17 protein-coding genes and 1 pseudogene are annotated in these 15,698 nt (G+C 67.5%); 10 read left to right on the top strand and 8 right to left on the bottom strand.

Annotation, left to right across the window (positions count from 1 at the left end; genetic code table 11):
- Positions 1-169: 169 nt before the first annotated feature.
- The 6 genes and pseudogenes from lysM to J5T34_RS04495 form a co-directional block, all read right to left on the bottom strand.
- Positions 170-673, bottom strand: coding sequence for a peptidoglycan-binding protein LysM (lysM, locus tag J5T34_RS04520; protein WP_208578802.1), 504 nt, complete (start codon positions 671-673; stop codon positions 170-172).
- 206 nt (positions 674-879) lie between these two features.
- Positions 880-1,767 (bottom strand): CDP-diacylglycerol--serine O-phosphatidyltransferase, encoded by an 888-nt coding sequence (gene pssA / locus J5T34_RS04515; RefSeq protein WP_208578801.1) that lies wholly within the window; start codon positions 1,765-1,767, stop codon positions 880-882.
- A 26-nt stretch (positions 1,768-1,793) separates the two neighbouring features.
- On the bottom strand, positions 1,794-2,438 hold the full coding sequence (locus tag J5T34_RS04510) for a phosphatidylserine decarboxylase (protein WP_174108115.1): 645 nt from the start codon (positions 2,436-2,438) through the stop codon (positions 1,794-1,796).
- A 196-nt stretch (positions 2,439-2,634) separates the two neighbouring features.
- Positions 2,635-3,696: pseudogene (gene ilvC / locus J5T34_RS04505) on the bottom strand (ketol-acid reductoisomerase); the annotation flags it as partial.
- A gap of 85 nt (positions 3,697-3,781) precedes the next feature.
- Positions 3,782-4,273, bottom strand: a complete 492-nt coding sequence (gene ilvN / locus J5T34_RS04500) for an acetolactate synthase small subunit (RefSeq protein ID WP_006577027.1) — start codon at positions 4,271-4,273, stop codon at positions 3,782-3,784.
- Positions 4,273-6,036: an acetolactate synthase 3 catalytic subunit gene (locus tag J5T34_RS04495; protein WP_208578800.1), complete on the bottom strand. Its 1,764-nt coding sequence runs from the start codon at positions 6,034-6,036 to the stop codon at positions 4,273-4,275. Before J5T34_RS04495 ends, ilvN begins: the two co-directional genes overlap by 1 nt.
- Positions 6,037-6,341: 305 nt before the next feature.
- Between J5T34_RS04495 and J5T34_RS04490 the strand changes: the two genes are divergently transcribed.
- From J5T34_RS04490 to J5T34_RS04445, 10 genes are all read left to right on the top strand, one after another.
- Complete coding sequence (locus tag J5T34_RS04490) at positions 6,342-6,908, top strand: RNA polymerase sigma factor (RefSeq protein WP_208578799.1); 567 nt, start codon at positions 6,342-6,344, stop codon at positions 6,906-6,908.
- On the top strand, positions 6,905-7,333 hold the full coding sequence (locus tag J5T34_RS04485) for a DUF3619 family protein (RefSeq protein WP_208578798.1): 429 nt from the start codon (positions 6,905-6,907) through the stop codon (positions 7,331-7,333). The genes J5T34_RS04490 and J5T34_RS04485 overlap by 4 nt, the downstream gene beginning before the upstream one ends.
- Complete coding sequence (locus J5T34_RS04480; RefSeq protein WP_208578797.1) at positions 7,323-8,138, top strand: DUF3106 domain-containing protein; 816 nt, start codon at positions 7,323-7,325, stop codon at positions 8,136-8,138. The genes J5T34_RS04485 and J5T34_RS04480 overlap by 11 nt, the downstream gene beginning before the upstream one ends.
- 330 nt (positions 8,139-8,468) lie before the next feature.
- Entirely contained in the window at positions 8,469-8,975 is a 507-nt protein-coding gene (locus J5T34_RS04475) for an RDD family protein (RefSeq protein ID WP_208578825.1), read from the top strand.
- 29 nt (positions 8,976-9,004) lie between these two features.
- Positions 9,005-10,045 carry an esterase/lipase family protein gene (locus tag J5T34_RS04470; protein ID WP_208578796.1) on the top strand — a complete coding sequence of 347 codons (1,041 nt, stop codon included), beginning with the start codon at positions 9,005-9,007 and terminating at the stop codon, positions 10,043-10,045.
- A gap of 160 nt (positions 10,046-10,205) precedes the next feature.
- On the top strand, positions 10,206-11,231 hold the full coding sequence (locus J5T34_RS04465) for a UDP-2,3-diacylglucosamine diphosphatase (RefSeq protein ID WP_208578795.1): 1,026 nt from the start codon (positions 10,206-10,208) through the stop codon (positions 11,229-11,231).
- Positions 11,232-11,318: 87 nt separating this feature from the next.
- Entirely contained in the window at positions 11,319-12,434 is a 1,116-nt protein-coding gene (locus J5T34_RS04460; protein ID WP_208578794.1) for a glycosyltransferase family 4 protein, read from the top strand.
- Positions 12,355-12,834 (top strand): diacylglycerol kinase, encoded by a 480-nt coding sequence (locus J5T34_RS04455; RefSeq protein WP_149319401.1) that lies wholly within the window; start codon positions 12,355-12,357, stop codon positions 12,832-12,834. Before J5T34_RS04460 ends, J5T34_RS04455 begins: the two co-directional genes overlap by 80 nt.
- 161 nt (positions 12,835-12,995) lie before the next feature.
- The gene (locus J5T34_RS04450; protein WP_208578793.1) at positions 12,996-13,718 is read left to right on the top strand and encodes a TetR/AcrR family transcriptional regulator; all 723 of its coding nucleotides are present in this window, start codon (positions 12,996-12,998) and stop codon (positions 13,716-13,718) included.
- Positions 13,715-14,299, top strand: coding sequence for a TIGR00730 family Rossman fold protein (locus J5T34_RS04445; RefSeq protein ID WP_208578792.1), 585 nt, complete (start codon positions 13,715-13,717; stop codon positions 14,297-14,299). The genes J5T34_RS04450 and J5T34_RS04445 overlap by 4 nt, the downstream gene beginning before the upstream one ends.
- Before the next feature lie 48 nt (positions 14,300-14,347).
- Here J5T34_RS04445 and J5T34_RS04440 read toward each other — a convergent pair whose 3' ends face one another.
- Positions 14,348-14,968, bottom strand: coding sequence for a DUF924 family protein (locus tag J5T34_RS04440; protein WP_208578791.1), 621 nt, complete (start codon positions 14,966-14,968; stop codon positions 14,348-14,350).
- 207 nt (positions 14,969-15,175) lie between these two features.
- Positions 15,176-15,676 (bottom strand): group II truncated hemoglobin, encoded by a 501-nt coding sequence (locus J5T34_RS04435; RefSeq protein WP_244258699.1) that lies wholly within the window; start codon positions 15,674-15,676, stop codon positions 15,176-15,178.
- Between the last annotated feature and the right edge of the window lie 22 nt (positions 15,677-15,698).

Genomic DNA, 15,698 nt, shown 5'->3' with positions numbered 1-15,698 from the left:
GTCCCGACCTGGCTGCCTAGTAGGCTACCTAGCAGGGTACGGGCGAGTCGGGCTTGGCGCGAAATCATGGCAGCGAATATAGCCGAGATGGCTACGGCGCGCAACACGCGGGTTTTCCCCAGCGGGCGCGCGCCGGCCTGCCTCCGCACGGTGCGGGGGCTCGGCGGCCTCAGGGCTTGGGCGGAATGCGCAGCTTCTGGCCCGGATAGATCTTGTCCGGATGCGACAGCATCGGGCGGTTGGCCTCGAAGATCGCGTTGTAGGCGTTGGCATTGCCGTAGAACTTCTGCGCGATCGCCGACAGCGTGTCGCCCTTGGCCACCGTGTGCCATTGCGCCGATTCGGATTCGACGTTGACCGACATCTTGTCCTCGACCTGCTCGACGCCCTCGACGTTGCCGCAGCACAGGATGATCTTCTCGCGCGTGGCCTGGTCCGGCGCGACGCCGAACACCGTGACCTTGCCCTGGGCGCCGTCGACCTGCACCGACAGGCCGGTCGCATCGAGTCCCATCTTGCGGATGTAGTTTTCGATCGCTTCGCCGGCGGTGCGGTTGGCCGCTTCGGCCTTCTGGGCGGCATCGGCGGGCGCGGCCTGGGCCGGCTCGGCGGCCTTGGCTTCGCGGCCGAACAGCTTCTCGCCTGCTTCCTTGATGAAATCCAGCACGCTCATGGGATTCTCCTTTGTTCAATGGCAAGTCGGTAGCCGACGATGGCTACGCGGCGGGCCGCCATGCCTGTCGGCATGACGCCACGGCAACATACCGCGAATTGCAAGAACATCACAAGCGTATCGCCAGGAAAACGCCAAACAAAAAAGGCGCCGAAGCGCCTTTCTCGTGCATCAAGCCGACATCCAGGCCGTCGCAGCGCGCCGGATCAGTCCGGACCGCCCGCCTGGGAGCGCGCCACGCCGCCCTGTTCGCCGTGCATTGCGCGCCAGCCCCACAGCACGTAGCCGGAGATGGCATAGCCGACGAACAGGCCGAACAGCGCCACCGGCGGATCGCTCGACACCACCACGAACAGCACCATCACCAGGATCATCACGCCGAACGAGACGCGATGGCGCACGTCCAGCGCCTTGCCGCTATAGAACGGCGCGTTGGTGACCATCGACAGCCCCGCGTACAGCGTGATCGTGAATGCCACCCACGGCATCCACAGCTCGCGCACCGGCAGCTTGTTGTCGATCGCCAGCCAGACGAAGCCGGCCACCAGCGCAGCCGCCGCGGGACTCGGCAGGCCCTGGAAAAAGCGCTTGTCGACCACGCCGATATTGGCGTTGAAGCGCGCCAGCCGCAGCGCGGCGCAGGTGCAATAGACGAAGGCCGCGATCCAGCCCCACTTGCCGAGGTCCTTCAGGATCCATTCGTACATCACCAGCGCCGGGGCGACGCCGAACGAGGTCATGTCCGACAGCGAGTCGTACTGCTCGCCGAAGGCGCTCTGCGTATTGGTGATGCGCGCCACGCGGCCGTCCATGCCGTCGAGCACCATCGCCGCGAAGATCGCGATGGCGGCGACATCGAAGCGCATGTTCATCGCCTGCACGATGGCGAAGAAGCCGGCGAACAGCGCCGCCGTGGTGAAGGCGTTCGGCAGCAGGTAGATGCCGCGCCGGCGCGGCCGCACGTATTCGACCTCGAGCTCGTCGTCGTCCGCGGGATCGATCTCCGGGCTCCGCATCTGGTTATGGCGGAACGGCCGCAGATGGGTCACGTTGCCGCCGATCACGCGCTTGTTGCGCCGGTTGAATGCACCCATGCCGAATCTCCTCGATCGCTCGTGGCTCAATCCAGCTCGGCGAGGATCGTCGACGAAGCCGACACCTTCTCGCCGATCGTCACCCGCGGGCGGGCATCGAGCGGCAGATAGACATCGACGCGCGAGCCGAAGCGGATGAAGCCGTAGCGCTGGCCGCGCGCCACCGTGTCGCCGACGCGCGTGTAGCACAGGATGCGGCGCGCGATCAGGCCGGCGACCTGCACCAGCGTGACGACCTTGTCGTCGCCGGCGCGGCGGATCACCACCGCGTTGCGCTCGTTCTCGGTCGAGGCCTTGTCCAGGTCGGCGTTGACGAACTGGCCGGGGAAATAATCGATCTTCTCGACCTTGCCGTCGACCGACACGCGGTTCGAATGCACGTTGAAGACGTTCATGAACACGCTGATCTTCAGCGCCTCGCGGCCGGCGTAGGGGTCCTGGGTCTTCTCGACCGCGACGATGCGTCCGTCGGCCGGCGCCAGTACCGCATTGGGCTGCGTCGGGATCGGCCGCGGCGGATCGCGGAAGAACTGCAGCACGAACACCGTGACGATCCAGAACGGCAGCGCCCACCAGAATCCCGCGCTGGCATGCACCAGCAGCGAGATGACAAAAGCGCCGGCCAGAAACGGCCAGCCTTCACGGGCGATCAGCGGATGGGGATAGTTCATGCAGGTGGGAAAGAGGTCAATGGGGGTCAGTCAAGTCTGACAAGGATAACAAAAAGCCGCCCAGCCCTCGCCCGTTTCCCTCGGCGGACCATGGTCTGGCCATGGCGACCGCCTCTGGTGGGGACGGAAGGCTGGACGGCTGCGGGACGCAAGGCCGCGCCGGCCGGCAAACCCGGCGGCGCGGCGTTGGGCACGCTTAGTTCTTCGACTGGTCGACCAGCTTGTTCTTGGCGATCCAGGGCATCATCGCGCGCAGCTTGGCACCCACTTCCTCGATCTGGTGCTCGGCCGTCAGACGGCGGCGCGAGATCAGGGTCGGGGCGCCGGCCTTGTTCTCGAGCAGGAAGCTCTTGGCGTATTCGCCGGTCTGGATGTCCTTCAGGCACTGCTTCATGGCCTTCTTGGTCTCCTCGGTGACGACGCGCGGACCGGTCACGTACTCGCCGTACTCGGCGTTGTTGGAGATCGAGTAGTTCATGTTGGCGATGCCGCCTTCGTAGATCAGGTCGACGATCAGCTTGAGCTCGTGCAGGCACTCGAAGTAGGCCATTTCCGGCGCGTAGCCGGCTTCGACCAGCGTCTCGAAACCGGCCTTGATCAGCTCGACGGTACCGCCGCACAGCACGGCCTGCTCGCCGAACAGATCGGTCTCGGTCTCTTCGCGGAAATTGGTCTCGATGATGCCGGCACGGCCGCCGCCGTTGGCAGTGGCATACGACAGCGCGATGTCGCGGGCGGCGCCCGACTTGTTCTGGTGCACCGCGATCAGGTGCGGCACGCCGCCACCCTGGCTATAGGTCGAACGCACGGTGTGGCCCGGGGCCTTCGGCGCGATCATGATCACGTCCAGATCGGCGCGCGGGATCACCGCGCCGTAGTGCACGTTGAAGCCGTGGGCGAAGGCCAGCGCGGCGCCTTCCTTGATGTTGTCGTGCACTTCGTTCTTGTAGACGTCGGCGATCTGCTCGTCCGGCAGCAGGATCATCACCACGTCGGCATCCTTGACCGCTTCGGCGACTTCCTTGACCTGCAGGCCGGCGTTGACGGCCTTGTTCCACGACGCGCCGTTCTTGCGCAAACCGACCGTCACCTTGACGCCCGAGTCGTTCAGGTTCAGCGCGTGGGCGTGACCCTGCGAGCCGTAGCCGATGATGGTGACGTTCTTGCCCTTGATCAGGGACAGGTCGGCGTCCTTGTCGTAAAACACTTTCATGATGATTCCTTCGCTCTTTTTCCGATGTTGGGAGTCGACGACGCGCCGCGCATGTGCATGTTATTGGCGCCGGCGCGCCGCCGTCGATACTGCAATGAGGTGGGGTGGGTTGCCGCGCGAGAGACCGGCGTCAGACCTTCAGGATGCGCTCGCCGCGGCCGATCCCCGAGCCGCCGGTACGGACGGTCTCCAGGATCGCGCTGCGATCGATCGCATCGAGGAAGGCATCGAGCTTGCTGCCGTTGCCGGTCAGCTCGATCGTGTAGGTCTTCTCGGTGACGTCGATGACCCGGCCGCGGAAGATGTCCGCGGTGCGTTTCATCTCCTCGCGCTCCTTGCCGACCGCGCGCACCTTGACGAGCATCAGCTCGCGCTCGATATGCGCGCCTTCGGTCAGATCGACCACCTTGACCACCTCGACCAGCCGGTTCAGATGCTTGGTGATCTGTTCGATCACGTCATCCGAGCCGGTCGTCACGATCGTCATCCGCGACAGCGAGGCGTCCTCGGTGGGCGCCACGGTCAGCGTCTCGATGTTGTAGCCGCGCGCCGAGAACAGCCCGACCACGCGCGACAGCGCGCCCGGTTCGTTCTCCAGCAGGACCGAAATGATGTGTCGCATCACAGGTCCTCCGCGCCGAGCAGCATTTCCGAAATGCCCTTGCCCGCCTGCACCATCGGCCAGACGTTTTCGGTCGGGTCGGTCTGGAAGTCCAGGAACACGGTGCGGTCCTTCAGGCGGAAGGCTTCGCGCAGCGCCGGCTCGACGTCGGCGGTCTTCTCGACGCGCAAGCCGACGTGGCCATAGGCCTCGGCCAGCTTGACGAAGTCGGGCAGCGCGTCCATGTAGGAGTGCGAGTAGCGGTTGTCGTACTCGATCTCCTGCCACTGGCGCACCATGCCCAGGTAGCGGTTGTTCAGCGCGCAGATCTTGACCGGGGTGTCGTACTGCAGGCAGGTCGACAGTTCCTGGATGCACATCTGGATCGAGCCCTCACCGGTCACGGTGACGACCTCCTTGTCCGGGAACGCCTTCTTGATGCCCATCGCGTACGGCAGGCCCACGCCCATCGTGCCGAGGCCGCCCGAGTTGATCCAGCGGCGCGGCTGATCGAACTTGTAGAACTGCGCGGCCCACATCTGGTGCTGGCCGACATCCGAGCAGACGAAGGCGTCGCCCTTGGTCAGTTCCCAGATCTTCTCGATCACGTACTGCGGCTTGATGATTTCCGAATTGCGGTCGTACTTCAGGCAGTCGACCGAGCGCCATTGCTCGATCTGCTCCCACCAGCGCGCCAGCGCCTCGCGGCGGGGCTTGACGTCGCTGGCCTGCAGCTGCGCGATCAGTTCCTGCAGCACGTCCTTGACGTTGCCGACGATGGGGATGTCGACCTTGACCCGCTTCGAGATCGACGACGGGTCGATGTCGATATGGATGATCTTGCGCGGCTGCGAGGTGAAGTGCGCCGGATTGCCGATCACGCGGTCGTCGAAGCGCGCCCCGATGGCGATCAGCACGTCGCAGTTCTGCATCGCCATGTTGGCTTCGTAGGTGCCGTGCATGCCGAGCATGCCGACGAACTGCTTGCTGGTGCCGGGGAACGCGCCCAGGCCCATCAGCGTGTTGGTGACCGGATGGCCGGTCAGCGCGGCCAGCTGGCGCAGCTCGTCGCTGGCATTGGCCAGCACCACGCCGCCGCCCGAATAGATCAGCGGCCGCTCGGCGCTCTGCAGCAGCGCCAATGCCTTGCGGATCTGGCCCGAATGGCCCTTGTTGACGGGGTTGTACGAGCGCATGTCGATCGCCTTCGGGTACTCGTACCTGCAGGCATTGCGCGACACGTCCTTTGGAATGTCGACCACCACGGGGCCGGGACGGCCGGTGGCGGCGATATAGAAGGCCTTCTTGATGGTCGCCGCCAGATCGCGCACGTCCTTGACCAGGAAGTTGTGCTTGACCACCGGGCGCGTGATGCCGACCGTGTCGCACTCCTGGAAGGCGTCCTGGCCGATCGCATGGGTCGGCACGTTGCCGGTGATCACCACCATCGGAATCGAGTCCAGATAGGCGGTGGCGATGCCGGTGACGGCATTGGTCACACCGGGACCCGAGGTCACCAGCGCGCAGCCCACCTTGCCGGTCGCGCGCGCATAGCCGTCCGCGGCGTGGACCGCGGCCTGCTCGTGGCGCACCAGGATGTGCTCGATTTTCTTTTGCTTGTACAGCTCGTCGTAGATATACAGCACTGCGCCGCCGGGATAACCCCAGACGTATTCGACGCCTTCTTCGGCAAGTGCGTGGACGAGGATTTCCGCCCCGATCATTTCGGGTGCGGCAGATGAATTGCTGTCGGCGTGGGAGAATTCCGCGCTGGGCATGTTCATGTCAGTCCTTTGCAATTTTCGGCAAAAAATTGTTTGGATGCTCTCTGCCGGGCTTGTGGCACGGGTTCAAGCGGTGCGCGTCTGCATGGGAGACCGCCTCATAAGCGGCCAGATGAGACAACCACTGATGTCGTGAACCGTCGATGATACTGCATCGCACCAGCGCGGTCTATGACCACGTATCGTGTCGCCGGGGCGACACGGCGGCCCGGTTATTTGCTAGCATCGGCCCATTTTGCTGATTTCCGGGCTGCCGGCCGTCCCGCCAGCGTGCGGTATTCGCGCCGACTGCCCTCGCCCGCCGCATGGCAACCGAACAGGAACTATCCGATTTTCTCGCCAGCGCCGAACGCCGCGCCTTCAAGCACGCGGTATTCGCAGTACGGGACGAACAGGCCGCCCTGGACATCGTCCAGGACGCCATGATCAAGCTGGCCGAAAAATACGGCGACCGTGCCCCGGCCGAGCTGCCGCCGCTGTTCCAGCGCATCCTGCAGAACACCATTCACGACTGGTTTCGCCGCCAGAAGGTGCGCAACACCTGGGTCACGCTGTTTTCGAACCTGCGCGACGAGCGCGACGGCGACGACGCCGATCTGCTCGAAGCGCTGGAAAGCGAGCCCGGTTCGCAGGCGGCCGAGAGCAGCGCCGACCGGTTCGAGCGCGTGCAGACCATGCGGATCATCGAAGAAGAAGTCCAGCGCCTGCCCACCCGTCAACGCGAGGCCTTTCTGCTGCGTTACTGGGAGGATATGGACGTCGCGGAAACGGCCGCTGCCATGGGATGTTCGGAAGGCAGCGTCAAGACCCACTGTTCGCGCGCCACGCATGCCCTGGCGCAGGCGCTGCGCGCCCGGGGACTCCGACTATGAACAGCAGAAACGCATCCGAGATCGAGCAACGCCGCCTGGCCCGGCAGATCACCGCCATGCTGGACGCCTCCGCCAACCAGGTGCCGGACGACATCGCCGCCCGGCTGGCCGCCGCACGCCGCGTGGCGCTGTCGCGCCGCCGCGTCGAAGCGGCTCAAACATCACCTCGCTTGGCGACAACCGGGCCGTCGCTGCACGGCGACGCGCGCCGGACCCTGCGGCCGCTGGGCGACTGGGTGCGCCGGCTCGGCCTGGTCTGGACGCTGGTGGCGCTCGCCGGCGGACTGGCCGGCATCTACCAATGGCAACAGCAGCAACGGATCGAGGAACTCGCCGATGTCGACGCCGCCATGCTGCTCGATGAACTGCCGCCGGCCGCGTATGCGGACGAGGGCTTCCATGTGTTCCTCAAGCATGGCGAATAAACCGACCGGGGTCCCCGCGCGCCGGGGACTCGCGCTGCTGCTGGCCGCCGGCCTGGGCGCCGCGGCGCTGTGGTGCCTGACACCGCCCGCCCATGCGCGCGACGCCGTCGACGCCGCCAGGGCGTCGAGCCCGGCGGCCACGCCGACCAGCCCGGCCGTCCGTGCCGCCCGCCCCGCGTGGTCGGAGCTGACGCCGACGCAGCAGCGCGTGCTGGCGCCGCTGGCCGGCCAGTGGAACACGCTGACCGAGGTGCATCGCCGCAAATGGCTGCGCATCGCCGCCCGCTTCGAGGAACTGGCGCCGGCCGAGCAGCAGCGCGTGCATGCGCGCATGACCGAATGGGCGAAATTGACGCCGGAACAGCGCCGGCTGGCGCGCGAGAACTTCCAGATCCATCGCACCGTGCCGGTCGAGCGCAAGACCGAGGCCTGGGACCGCTACCAGCAACTGCCGGAGGCGCAGAAGCGCCAGCTGGCCGAGGCCGCCAAGGTGCCGCCGCGCCCGGGGGCGGTCAGCGCGCTGCCGTCGAGCCGCAAGCCGCCGATTTCGACGACTCCCGCACGGACGGTGCCGCATGCGTCGAGCGCGGCCTCGGCGCCCCCAGCCGCGGCGAGTGCCGCCGCGGTGCTCTCCGCCTCTGCCGCGCTGGCGCCGGGCGCGGCCCCCGCCAGCGGCGCGCCCGGCTCGGTGCCTGCCAGTGCCACCCTGCCCTTCGACGCTGCCAGCGGTACGGCGGCCGCTTCGGCGCCTGTCACCGACACCGCTCCGGCGGCGAACGCCGACACCTTCTCTCGCGGCAACTGATCCGCCCCGGTCGCTCTTACGACCGCGCTATCGGCCGCGCTATCGGTTGCGCTATCGGCCCGCCCGGCGCCGCGCAACCGCTTCCCGCCGACACCGTCCCGCCCGATTCAGCGCAACGCGACGCCTTTGGCATAATGCCGCTGCCCATCACGCCAGCGGCACGGCCTTCGTCCGCGCCCGGGCGCTCCGATCCCTACGGCCACTACGGCCACCACGGCCACAATGGCCACAATGGCTCTTATTCCGCCCATGTCTGCCAAGCCCGCCATCGACGCTGCCGAACCGCGTACCGAGCCGACCGCCGCAAAACAGGCTGCACACCAGGCTGCAATGCCGCCCCCGGCGCAGGCGCCCACCATCCGCCGCCGCATCGCCTGCATGCTGTACGAAGGCGTGCTGCTGTTCGGCGTGCTCAGCGCCTCCACCGCCCTCTATCTGCTGGCCCGGCCGCTGCTGCGCGAGCTGCGCATCGATACGCCGCTGACCATGCAGCTGTGGAGCTTTGTGGTGATGGGGCTCTATTTCACCTGGTTCTGGCAACGCACCGGCCAGACGCTGCCGATGCAGACCTGGCGCATCCGCGTCGAAGGCGCCGACGGCAGGCCGCCGCGCTGGCCGCGCGCGGCGCTGCGTTATCTGCTCGCGTGGCTGTGGCTGCCGCCGTCGGCGGCGGTCGGCCATGCGCCGGGCGTGGTCAAGGGCCCCTTCGTCGGCGTGCTGGCGGCAGGTCTGGCGCTCTGGATCCTGCTGGCGTTCCTGGACCGGCGCCGCCAGTTCCTGCATGACCGGCTCGCGGGCACCCGGCTGGTCGACCTGCGGCCGCCGCGCCAGCCGTGATGGCAACGTGATTCCCACATGAGGCCGACATGAGGCTGACGGCCACCGCGGTCCGCCGCATCGCCGTGGCGATGCAGCTCGGCGGCGCGTACGGTGTCGCACTCGCGCTGGTCCGGCTCGCCGACTGGAACTGGATGGCGGCGTTGGCCGGGGGCATCGCCACGGTGCTGGTGCTGTTCGCGCTGTCGATAGCGATGGCCTTCGCGATATCGGTGGGCGGAACCGGCGCATTGGGTACCGGCGCACTGGGTACCGGCACATTCGGCGCCGGCATGCCGACGCTGCCTGCCCCGCTGCAGGCGCATCGCGCGGCCTCCCGGCTCGGGCCGCGGCAGGCCCTGCTCTGCTTTGTGCGTGAATGCATCGCGGTGTTTCGCATGTTCAACTGGCTGCAGCCGTTCCGCCATCGGCACCCGCTGACCCCGCCTTCCCCGCCTGGAACGCAGGCCGCGGCTTTGCGTCCGCCGGTGCTGCTGGTGCACGGCTACGGCTGCAATCGCGCGGTCTGGCTCGACCTGCAGCCCGCGCTGGCGGCCGCCGGCTATCGCTGCGAGGCGATCGACCTCGTGCCGATGCTGGCCGACATCGACGAATATGCCGACGCGCTGCTGGCCGCGATGCAGGCGTTGCACCGCGCCGCCGGCCGCGCACCGCTGCTGCTGTGCCACAGCATGGGCGGACTGGCCGCGCGCGCGGCGCTGGCACGCGCCCGTCGCGAGGGACGTTCCGCTCCTTGCGCGGGCATCGTCACGCTGGGCACGCCGCACCACGGCTGCACGCTGGCCAGCATCGGCAGCGGCGCCAATGCGCGCCAGATGCGCTGCGGCAACGACTGGCTGCAGGCGCTGGCGCGCAGCGAAGGCCCGCGCGAGCGCGCCGCGATGGTGTCGATCTTCAGCTGGCACGATTCGATCGCGGGCCCGGCCGAAACCAGCTGGCTCGACGGCGCCGACAACGTGGCGCTGGCCGGCATCGGCCATGTCACGCTGCTGCGCGACGCCCGCGCGATCGACGCGACGCTGTCCGCGCTGGACCGCCTCGCGCGCGCGTCGGCGCCGGCCGCTTCCTGACCGGTCGATCTCTGCCGCCGGCAGCGCCGGCCGCCTCCGTCACGTCGCTCGCATCGCCCGCCGACCGTCTTTCCGGTTGGTCACATGTCATTCATGTTTCCGTCATGGCGCCGTCATCGATGGCTGGCTCAATGCAGTCATCGCCGTCACCGGGGCCGCCATGGTCAGTCCACTCCGTTCCGCCCGGGCACATCTGGCCCGCGCCGCGCAGCGACTGCGCGGACGCTCCGACCCGATGCTGCCGCTGGCCGCCATACCCGGCATGCCAGCCGCCTTCATGCCGCCCGGTCTGGACCGTGCGCCGACCACCGCCTTTCCCGCCTCTCCCGCCAGCACCGACTGCCCGGACCGGAACGATCCGCTGCCCGCCACGGCCCCATCCGCGCAGCCGCCTGAAGTCGAGCGCTACCGCGCGATCTGGCTGTCCGACATCCATCTGGGCACGCCGGGCTGCCAGGCCGACTACCTGCTCGACTTCCTCAAGCACAACGAGTCCGACACCCTGTACCTGGTCGGCGACATCATCGACGGCTGGCAGCTGCGGCGCGGATGGTACTGGCCGCAAAGCCACAACGACGTCGTGCAGAAGCTGCTGCGCAAGGCGCGCAAGGGCACCGAGGTCATCTATGTACCGGGCAACCACGACGAGGTCGCGCGCCAGTTCGATGGCCTGGCCTTCGGCGACGTGGTGGTGCGCGAGGAAGCGGTGCACGTGACGGCCACCGGCCGGCGCCTGTGGGTGGTGCACGGCGACCTGTTCGACGGCGTGGTCCAGCACGCGCGCTGGCTGGCGTATCTGGGCGACACGCTGTACACGCTGATCCTCGCGCTGAACCGGCATTTCAACCGCATCCGCGCTCGGCTGGGCTTTCCCTACTGGTCGCTGTCGCAGTACCTGAAGCACCAGGTCAAGAACGCGGTCAACTACATCAGCTCGTTCGAACACGCGATGGTCGAGGAAGCGCGCCGGCGCGGCTGCGACGGCGTGGTCTGCGGCCATATCCACAAGGCCGAGATCCGCGAGGTCGACGGCCAGCTCTACTGCAACGACGGCGACTGGGTCGAGAGCCTGTCGGCGCTGGTCGAGACCATGGAAGGCGAGCTGAAGATCGTCTACTGGACCGCGCTGCGCGACCCCGCGCCGCCCGTCGCGCGCCGCACGCGCAAGAGCGCGGTGGCGGCATAGCGCCGCACCCTGTTCGATCGACCGACCAATCCACCGACCGACCGCCGCCAGGAAACCGATACCGCGGCCGCGCCGCAAGGACACACCATGAAAATCCTGATCGTCACCGATGCCTGGGAACCGCAGGTCAATGGCGTGGTTCGCACGCTGAAGTCGACCCGCCGCGAGTTGCAGGCGATGGGCCATACCGTCGAGCTGCTGACGCCGCTCGAATTCCGCACGGTGCCCTGCCCGACCTACCCCGAGATCCGGCTGTCGCTGCTGCCGGGCGCGGCGGTGCGCCGGCGCATCCGCGAGTTCGCGCCGGACGCGCTGCATATCGCCACCGAGGGCCCGCTCGGTCTGGCGGCGCGCCGCCATGCGGTGCGCCACAAGCTGCCGTTCACCACCGCCTATCACACCCGCTTTCCGGAATACGTGCAGGCGCGCTTCGGCATTCCGCTGGCCTGGACCTATCGCTTCCTGCGCTGGTTCCACGGCCCGGCGCAGGCGGTGATGGCGCCGACGCCGGTGGTGCTGCAGGATCTGCACCGCTACGGCATCGAGCATGCGGTGCTGTGGACGCGCGGCGTCGATCTCGACGTGTTCGTGCCGCAGTCGGTCAACGTGCTGAACACCGCCCACCCGATCTTCCTCTATGTCGGCCGCGTCGCGGTCGAGAAGAACGTCGAGGCCTTCCTTGCGCTGGATCTGCCCGGTTCCAAGTGGGTGGTGGGCGACGGCCCCGCGCTGCCGGCGCTGCGTGCGCGCTATCCGAACGCGAATTATCTGGGCGTGCTGAGCCAGCCCGAGCTGGCCAAGGTGTATGCTTCGGCCGATGTCTTCGTGTTCCCGAGCCGCACCGATACCTTTGGCCTGGTGCTGCTCGAAGCGCTGGCCAGCGGCCTGCCGGTCGCAGCGTATCCGGTCACCGGCCCGATCGACGTGCTGGGCGACAGCGACGCCGGCGTGATGCACGAGGATTTGCGCGAGGCCTGCCTCGAAGCGCTGCGCATCGACCGTGCCACCGCACGCGCGCACGCCGAACGCTTCTCGTGGCGCGCCGCGTCCGAACAGTTCCTCGCGCATCTGCGACCGCTGCACGGCAAGCCGAACGGCCAGACCGCGCGCCCCCGACAAGATCATGGCGAAACCCCCTCTTCCCTCCGACAACTCCGTGCCGAAGCCGACCTTGCCCCGCGAGAACGGCGACTACACGATTGAAGACAACCCCCACAAGGGCAATCGCGGCATCGCCCGCGCCTGGCGCGCCGCCGTCAATTCGCTGTCCGGCCTGCGCTATGCGGTGCTCGAGGAAAGCGCGTTCCGGCAGGAGCTGACGCTGGTCGCGGTGCTGACGCCGCTGGCGTTTCTGCTGCCGGTGACCGTGGTCGAACGGATCCTGCTGCTCGGCACGCTGCTGCTGGTGCTGATCGTCGAGCTGCTCAATTCGAGCGTCGAGGCCGCGGTCGATCGCATCTCGCTGGAGCGGCACGGCCTGTCCAAGCGCGCCAAGGATTTCGGCAGCGCGGCTGTGATGCTGGCGCTGGTGCTGTGCGGCGGCACCTGGCTGGCGATTGCCGCGCCGCATGTGGTGGGCTGGCTGCGCGCGCTGATCGGCTGAACACGCGGTTGAACACGCGGCTGAACACGCGGCCGGGCACGGACCGCGGCGTCACGGCGCCGCAGGGGCGCGGGTGACGGCATTGCATATAATCGCAGTCCGTCCATTCGCAGTGCGCCGGTCCGTTCGCGGCCCGCGACTGTCCTAGCTTGCCCGGCCTCATGGAATCCAAACCCCAGACCGGTCCCCGCCGCACGCGGGACCGCATCCTCGATGTCTCGCTGCGCCTGTTCAACGAGGTCGGCGAGCCCAACGTGACCACCACCACCATCGCCGAGGCGATGGAGATCAGCCCCGGCAATCTGTACTACCACTTCCGCAACAAGGACGACATCATCACGTCGATCTTCGCGCGCTTCGAGCAGGAAATGGAACGCCGGCTGAAGCTGCCGGACGACCACAAGCCGACGCTCGGCGAAAGCTGGGGCTATCTGCAGTACATGTCCGAGTTTCTGTGGAACTACCGTTTCCTCTATCGGGACATCAACGATCTGCTGGCCCGCAACCGGATGCTGGAGACCAACTTCAAGCGCATCGTCGAGCAGAAGAAGCGCTTCGCGCAGGAGATCTGCCGCCAGTTTCTCGACGACGGCGAGATGGAAGCCACGCCGGATCAGGTCGACGCGATCTGTACCAATATCGTCGTGGTCGCGACCTACTGGCTGTCGTTCCAGTTCGTGCAGCATCCGCGCCAGTACAACGACCCCGAGCAGATCCGCGGCTATCTGCATAGCGCCAGCTATCACATCTTCTCGATCCTGGCCCCATATCTGCGCGGCAACGCGCGTCAGGCCTTCGATCAGCTGGCGCGCGAGTTCGCCGCCGGGAAAGCGCACGCGGGCGCCCCGGCCCCATCCAAACCCAGACAGGAAGGAAAGCAGTGAAATCGGTTTGCGTCTATTGCGGTTCGAGCCCCGGCAATCGTCCGGAATACGCGGAAGCGGCGCGCGAAATGGGCCGCGTGATGGCGGAAAGGGACCTGGCGCTGGTCTACGGCGGCGGCAAGGTGGGCCTGATGGGCATGGTCGCCGATGCGGTGCTCGAGCATGGCGGCACCGCGATCGGCATCATTCCCGAGGCGCTGATGCACAAGGAGATCGGCCACGCCGGGCTGACCGAGCTGCACGTCGTGCGCAACATGCACGAGCGCAAGCAGATGATGGCCGATCGCGCCGACGCCTTCGTCGCGATGCCGGGCGGCATCGGCACCTACGAGGAACTCTTCGAGACGTTCACGTGGCTGCAGCTGGGCTATCACGCCAAGCCGGTCGGCGTGCTCAATGTCGCGGGATTCTATGACGGCATGCTCGGCTTCCTGCGCCATGCGGTTGGCGAAGGCTTCCTGAAGCAGGAACACGCCGGCCTGCTGCGGGTGGCCGACACCCCGGACGGCATCCTGTCGTCGCTGGCCAACGTGCCGCAGCTGCGCGTCGACAAGTGGCAGCAGGCGCGCGACAAGACCTGAGCGGGAAGGGAGCGGCAAAGCGGACGTGCAACGACGCCCGCCGCCGTCTCAGAACGAGGATCCGGGCTGACGCAGGAAGGCCAGTTCCTCATCGGTGCTGGGCCGGCCCAGCACCGCATTGCGATGCGGAAAGCGGCCGAAGCGCTCGATCACCACGCGGTGCCGCTCGGCCCATTCGACCACATCGACCCGCCCTGCGGTGTCCTCGCGCAGCGCGGTCATCAGTTCGACCGCGGCGTGCTGCGCGTCCAGCGCTTCCGCATGCTCGAACGGCATATAGCAGAACATCCGGTGATAGGGCGTCGGCAGGCACCGGTCGTCGCCGCGCTCGACCATCCGCCTTGCCAGCGCCAGCGCCTGGGCATCGGTGGCAAAGCTGCGCGGATCGCCGCGGAACATGTTGCGCGGGAACTGATCGAGCAGCACGATGCGCGCGCACACCGTTTCCGGCGCCACTTCGGCGGTGTTCTCGACGAACGCCGACCAGCCATCGGTGCCCGCATGCGCGGCTTCCCATGCCGGCAGGAATTCATCCCGCACGCGGGCATCGAATGCCTCGCTGCGGGTGAACCACATCGCCCGCTCCCGATCCCAGTCGGCCGAGTCCGGCGTGCCGAACCAGAAGGCCAGGATGCGCGCGGCGAGGTTGTTGTGATTGGTTTGGTCCATCGTTTCCTCCTGTGGTTGTCGCCCGTGCCAACGCTCGCGGTGGCGCACTCCCTCTCCCCCTCAGGGGGAGAGGGCTGGGGAGAGGGAGGTGGTTTTGAATTGGCGGTGGTATAGCCACCGCCGCTTGCCCTCTCCCCTACCCTCTCCCGCAAGCGGGAGAGGGAGCACGGCTCGCGCGAGCGCGTCAGTGGTCGCTATGGCGACGCCTCACCGCGCCACGTTGCGCATCCAGTCGGCCGTCTGGAACAGCGCCTGCAGCAGCCGCATCTGCAGGTCCTCGGACAGGCCGACGTCCTGCATCGCCATCGCCATGCAGCGCATCCACTGGTCGCGCTCGCTGATGCCGATCTCGAACGGCAGATGGCGGGCGCGCAGCCGCGGATGGCCGAAGCGTTCGATGAAATGGTTGGGACCGCCGAGCCAGCCGCACAGGAACCAGAACAGCTTGTCGCGCGAGCCGTCCATCGACGGCGGATGCAGCGCGCGCAGGCCGGCGAACTCGGGCTCCAGATCCATCAGGTCGTAGAAGCGGTCGACCAGCTCGCGCACGCGCGCCTCGCCGCCGATCAGTTCGAAGGCGGTGGGCTGCGGCGCGTCGTTGGCGGCCTGGTCGGTTGCCTGGCCGGTTGCCTTGTCGTTTGCCTGGTCGGCGGCTTGCGGGTCGGCAACGGGAGGGGTGTCGGCATGCTGCCGGGATACGTCGGACATTGCGGTTCGGATCAACGGAATC

The sequence above is a fragment of the Cupriavidus gilardii genome, from assembly GCF_017598945.1.
GTDB lineage: Bacteria > Pseudomonadota > Gammaproteobacteria > Burkholderiales > Burkholderiaceae > Cupriavidus > Cupriavidus gilardii_E.
Note: the sequence above shows the minus strand (reverse complement) of the source record. Positions and strands in the feature narration are given on the sequence as shown.

What these genes read in the sequence shown, in the direction of transcription:
- lysM (WP_208578802.1), bottom strand. Translation starts at nt 673, where the DNA reads ATGAGCGTGCTGGATTTCATCAAGGAAGCAGGCGAGAAGCTGTTCGGC.
- pssA (WP_208578801.1), bottom strand. Translation starts at nt 1,767, where the DNA reads ATGGGTGCATTCAACCGGCGCAACAAGCGCGTGATCGGCGGCAACGTG.
- J5T34_RS04510 (WP_174108115.1), bottom strand. Translation starts at nt 2,438, where the DNA reads ATGAACTATCCCCATCCGCTGATCGCCCGTGAAGGCTGGCCGTTTCTG.
- ilvN (WP_006577027.1), bottom strand. Translation starts at nt 4,273, where the DNA reads ATGCGACACATCATTTCGGTCCTGCTGGAGAACGAACCGGGCGCGCTG.
- J5T34_RS04495 (WP_208578800.1), bottom strand. Translation starts at nt 6,036, where the DNA reads ATGAACATGCCCAGCGCGGAATTCTCCCACGCCGACAGCAATTCATCT.
- J5T34_RS04490 (WP_208578799.1), top strand. Translation starts at nt 6,342, where the DNA reads ATGGCAACCGAACAGGAACTATCCGATTTTCTCGCCAGCGCCGAACGC.
- J5T34_RS04485 (WP_208578798.1), top strand. Translation starts at nt 6,905, where the DNA reads ATGAACAGCAGAAACGCATCCGAGATCGAGCAACGCCGCCTGGCCCGG.
- J5T34_RS04480 (WP_208578797.1), top strand. Translation starts at nt 7,323, where the DNA reads ATGGCGAATAAACCGACCGGGGTCCCCGCGCGCCGGGGACTCGCGCTG.
- J5T34_RS04475 (WP_208578825.1), top strand. Translation starts at nt 8,469, where the DNA reads ATGCCGCCCCCGGCGCAGGCGCCCACCATCCGCCGCCGCATCGCCTGC.
- J5T34_RS04470 (WP_208578796.1), top strand. Translation starts at nt 9,005, where the DNA reads ATGAGGCTGACGGCCACCGCGGTCCGCCGCATCGCCGTGGCGATGCAG.
- J5T34_RS04465 (WP_208578795.1), top strand. Translation starts at nt 10,206, where the DNA reads ATGGTCAGTCCACTCCGTTCCGCCCGGGCACATCTGGCCCGCGCCGCG.
- J5T34_RS04460 (WP_208578794.1), top strand. Translation starts at nt 11,319, where the DNA reads ATGAAAATCCTGATCGTCACCGATGCCTGGGAACCGCAGGTCAATGGC.
- J5T34_RS04455 (WP_149319401.1), top strand. Translation starts at nt 12,355, where the DNA reads ATGGCGAAACCCCCTCTTCCCTCCGACAACTCCGTGCCGAAGCCGACC.
- J5T34_RS04450 (WP_208578793.1), top strand. Translation starts at nt 12,996, where the DNA reads ATGGAATCCAAACCCCAGACCGGTCCCCGCCGCACGCGGGACCGCATC.
- J5T34_RS04440 (WP_208578791.1), bottom strand. Translation starts at nt 14,968, where the DNA reads ATGGACCAAACCAATCACAACAACCTCGCCGCGCGCATCCTGGCCTTC.
- J5T34_RS04435 (WP_244258699.1), bottom strand. Translation starts at nt 15,676, where the DNA reads ATGTCCGACGTATCCCGGCAGCATGCCGACACCCCTCCCGTTGCCGAC.